This is a genomic window from Streptococcus phocae, from assembly GCF_001302265.1.
GTDB lineage: Bacteria > Bacillota > Bacilli > Lactobacillales > Streptococcaceae > Streptococcus > Streptococcus phocae.
In genome coordinates, this window is the sequence record NZ_LHQM01000055.1 from 1 (window position 1) to 2,496 (window position 2,496).

At 38.4% G+C, this 2,496-nt stretch carries 2 protein-coding genes; both read right to left on the reverse strand.

Translation table 11 applies throughout. From position 1 onward, the window contains the following. Positions 1–63 precede the first annotated feature (63 nt). Positions 64–1,821: a thioester-forming surface-anchored protein gene (locus tag AKK44_RS08160; protein ID WP_054279273.1), complete on the reverse strand. Its 1,758-nt coding sequence runs from the start codon at positions 1,819–1,821 to the stop codon at positions 64–66. A 315-nt stretch (positions 1,822–2,136) separates the two neighbouring features. Continuing rightward, a partial coding sequence (locus AKK44_RS08165; protein WP_152911090.1) for an LPXTG cell wall anchor domain-containing protein occupies positions 2,137–2,496 on the reverse strand: 360 nt, incomplete at its 5' end.

A 2,496-nucleotide genomic window follows, 5' to 3' on the forward strand; every position in this document is an offset into this window, starting at 1 on the left:
TACAGTTGACAATGAGCCGCTATTTCCAAGCATATTTTGTGTCAAATTATGAAACTAGAATGATTAGCTTTCTCGTTTACGGTTAAGGAAGAAACCAAGACCTAGAGTTGTTAATAACATCGTGCCAAAAGTTGCTAGCGAACTAGGTGTTTCATTCGTTTTTGGCAATGACTTCATTGATTTAGAAGCCATTAAAGGTGTTTTGTTAGCTTTAGTGATATTTTTTTCTTGGCTTACTGTCATTTTAGTGCCAAGAGGCTGTGGAGATGGCACTGTTTCATGTTGTGTCATTGTCTGCTCAACTTGATTTTGAGAACCTTGAACTACTTTATCAGCTTCAGAATCTTGAACAGTAGTTACATCAGTGTGATTCTGGTTGCTTTGAGTATCGGCTTGGCCAGTTTCACCTTTGTCACCTTTAGCTCCAGTGTCGCCTTTATCGCCTTTATCGCCTTTATCGCCTTTATCGCCTTTATCGCCTTTGTCGCCTTTATCGCCTTTGTCACCTTTAGATCCGGTAGCGCCTGTTTCTCCAGTGTTACCTTGGATGCCTTGCTCGCCTTGAGCTCCGGTAGCGCCTGTTTCTCCAGTGTTACCTTGAATGCCTTGCTCGCCTTGAGCTCCGGTAGCGCCATCTACACCGTCAACGCCATTTTGACCTGCAATACCTTGGGCTCCAGTTTCACCCTTAGGTCCTTGAGCGCCATCTACACCGTCAACGCCATCAATGCCGTCTTTACCTGGAGTTCCTTGTTCGCCCTTAGCTCCGTCAACACCATCTTTACCTGGAATTCCTTGTTCACCCTTAGCTCCGTCAACACCGTCAACGCCATTTTGACCTGCAATACCTTGGGCTCCAGTTTCACCCTTAGGTCCTTGAGCGCCATCTACACCGTCAACGCCATCAACGCCGTCTTTACCTGGAGTTCCTTGTTCGCCTTTAGCTCCGTCAACGCCATCAACGCCATTTTCTACAAGTTCTTTTTTCAATAATTCATCTGATTCTTTATCGTAATTATTATCTCCATCTTTATCGAGATAAGTAATAATCCAAACGCCTTGACCATCTTTTTCCAAGTCTACCTTAACACACTCACAGTTAACAGTATCAATAGCAGATGAAGCTTCTTCTGGTGTCAGTTCAGGGGTAAATTTATTTTTAAGACCAATTAAAACTTGATTACTTTCGTTCTTTGGCATATATAAAGATATTTCTAAATTATTAGATTCTACCATACGTTCTTTTGAAATCAAAAATTCAAATGCTTTAGCTCTTTTGTCACCATTTTCTTTTGACTCGTAATAGCTTGAAGAATCTATATTAGTTTTATCTGCGAAGTACCAAATAGCATCTTGTGTAACAGAGATTTGCTGTGCCTTTGTTAAATCTTTCAAGGGTGTATTGTTTTCAATGCTCGTATTATTAGGATAACCAAAATATAACACTCTTTTTATGTCTTGCTCTAGCTGGTCAGCCTCATTTTCTCCCATATCTTTACCCTCAGCATTGGAATAAAGACCTTTGATACCACCTTTAATAATATTATATTGGAATTTATTAGATTCTTCTTGACCCTGTGGAGCACCTTTGTTTATTTGATAACAAAAAACATGAAAGGCTTCTGTCTCGGGATCTTTTTGTGCCATTAATTCATGATAGCCATCTTCAAATGGATTCTTTATTGCTGCGTCGTAAGCAAGCCAGTTCCATTGAATATCTGAATCTGATTTAACTGTGCCAGCAGGAGCTAAGAAAATTCCTCCCGCTACGCTAGCGATTGTGATAAATTGGGTTAGTTTCTTTTTGTTATTCTTTTGCATTGAGGTAAATCCTTTTTCTCTTTTTTAATTTTCACTTTTTTTCGACAGATTTAAATATTCTAAAAATTTTAAGCAACTTCCTTTGATTCTATATTAATAATCGTCATAGGTCAAGGATTTTGACACTAGGTCACTTCTTATTTTAAAAAAGAAATACTTGTTTAAGACACTTCTTTAGGATAGCTAAAAGCGACTCCTAAAGAAGTCGCTCAGCTTGAAAGTAAGACTAGCCTCTTTCTTGATAAATAAGAAAGGGAACTTTGATTCTTTAAGATAAATTGATTGCAAAGAAAGGCATAGATTAGTTATTCAAACCTAATCTTTCTTTTTATATAACATACCTGATATAGCAATGGTAAACATTCCTAGCAAAATCGATAAGACAGAATTAACTTCTCCTGTTTTTGGCAACTCCATTGATTGATTTGCTTGAGTCCCCTTTGGTTCTTTCACGATTGTATCTTTGATAATTGCCTTTGTAAGGTTAGTGTCTTCTATCGTTTCGGTAACAAGACCTTCATGGGAACCAGAAATCGGTGACGCATCAATGCTGTCTTCAACAATGTCAATAAGGTTTGTCTCTTCTATCGTTTCAGTAACAAGACCTTCATGGGAACCAGAAATTGGTGACGCATCAATGCTGTCTTCAACAATGTCGATAAGGTTTGACTCTTC

Coding starts and splice junctions, on each gene's coding strand:
- AKK44_RS08160 (WP_054279273.1), bottom strand. CDS start 1,821: ATGCAAAAGAATAACAAAAAGAAACTAACCCAATTTATCACAATCGCT.